Raw genomic sequence first — 1673 nt, forward strand, 5'->3', positions numbered from 1 at the left:
CCGCTTCCCCAGCACCGGGGTCGACCTCGGCGAGTCGCCGCACCACCGCGCCTGAGCAGCGCGACGACGGCACGGAGCGCGTTTGGCGGACCCCGCCGAGGGCACCGGGAAAGCTCAGCCGCACGGGATCCGGGGTCCCCGGATCCGCCATCGCAGATCCGACACCGTGCCTCGGAGGCGAATTCAGTGACCCGTTCACGAGTAGTGGTCGTCGGAGCAGGCTTCGCGGGATATCAGGCCGCCCGCACCCTGGCCAGGCGCGCCGGGGACGACATCGAGGTCGTGCTCCTCAACCCCACCGATTACTTCCTCTACCTCCCGCTGCTCCCACAGGTCGCGGCGGGGGTGCTCGAGCCCCGCCGGGTGACCGTCTCCCTCACCGCGGGCGGCCTGCGCAAGGTGCGCCTGGTCCTCGGTGAGGCCGACGCCGTCGACTTCGACCGGCGGACCGTCGGCTACACCGACCCCGAGGGCCAGCACGGCGAGCTGTCGTACGACCGTCTCGTCCTGGCGGTCGGCAGCGTCAACAAACTGCTGCCGATCCCGGGGGTCGCCGAGCACGCGACGGGCTTCCGGGGGCTCCCGGAGGCGCTCTACCTGCGCGATCACGTCATCCGGCAGATAGAACTCGCCTCGACGGGCAGCGACGCCGAGGAATGCTCGGCGCGCACCACCTTCGTGGTCGTCGGCGCCGGCTACACCGGCACCGAGGTCGCCGCCCAGGGGCAGCTGTTCACCGAATCGCTCGTGCGCAGGCACCCGCTGCGCCAGGGCATCAGGCCGCACTGGCTGCTGCTGGACGTGGCGCCGCGCGTGCTGCCCGGGCTGGACGAACGCCTGTCCAGCACCGCCGACTCGGTGCTGCGGCAGCGCGGAGTGGACGTGCGCATGGGCACGTCCGTCAAGGAGGCCACCTCTGGCGGAGTCCTTCTGGACACCGGCGAGTTCGTGCCCACCCGCTCCCTCATCTGGTGCGTGGGCGTGCGCCCGGATCCGCTGGTCGCCTCCCTCGGCGCGCCGCTGGAGCGGGGCAGGCTCCTCGTCGACCAGTTCCTGGGCGTGCCCGGCCGCCCCGAGGTGTTCGCCTGCGGCGACGCCGCCGCCGTGCCCGATCTGGAACGGCCCGGCGAGTACACGCCGATGACCGCGCAGCACGCCTGGCGGCAGGGGAAGACCGCCGCCCGCAATGTCGCGGCCTCCCTCGGCTTCGGCACCAGGACCCCGTACGAGCACCACGACCTCGGCTTCGCCGTGGACCTGGGCGGCGTCAAGGCGGCGGCCAATCCGCTCGGCGTACCGCTGTCGGGACCGGTGGCGGGAGCCGTCACCCGCGGCTACCACCTGGCCTCGATGCCCGGCAACCGGGTGCGGGTCGCCGCCGACTGGCTGCTCGACGCCGCGTTGCCGCGGCAGTCCGTCCAGCTGGGCCTGGTCCGCTCGTGGTCGGTGCCGCTGGACACCGCCTCCCCGGAACTCGCCCGCCTGCCCAAGGACGGCTGACATGCACTACGACCAACTGGCCGAGCTGGGACAGCAGCTGAGGGTCGACTCGGTGCGTGCCGCCGACGCCGCGGGCTCGGGCCACCCGACCTCGTCGATGTCCGCCGCGGACCTGGTGGCCGTGCTCTTCGCCCGCCACCTGCGCTACGACTTCGCCCACCCCGCCCACCGAC

Annotated in this window: 1 protein-coding gene; it reads left to right on the forward strand. The window is 73.2% G+C overall.

All coding sequences use genetic code 11. The features are described 5' to 3' along the window. The first annotated feature begins 186 nt into the window (after positions 1-186). Positions 187-1500, forward strand: coding sequence for an NAD(P)/FAD-dependent oxidoreductase (locus tag GUY61_RS38100; RefSeq protein WP_166634860.1), 1314 nt, complete (start codon positions 187-189; stop codon positions 1498-1500). Positions 1501-1673: the final 173 nt, after the last annotated feature.

Origin of the sequence: Streptomyces sp. GC420 (genome assembly GCF_009916105.1) — a bacterium.
In the GTDB taxonomy this organism is placed as follows: Bacteria; Actinomycetota; Actinomycetes; order Streptomycetales; family Streptomycetaceae; genus Streptomyces.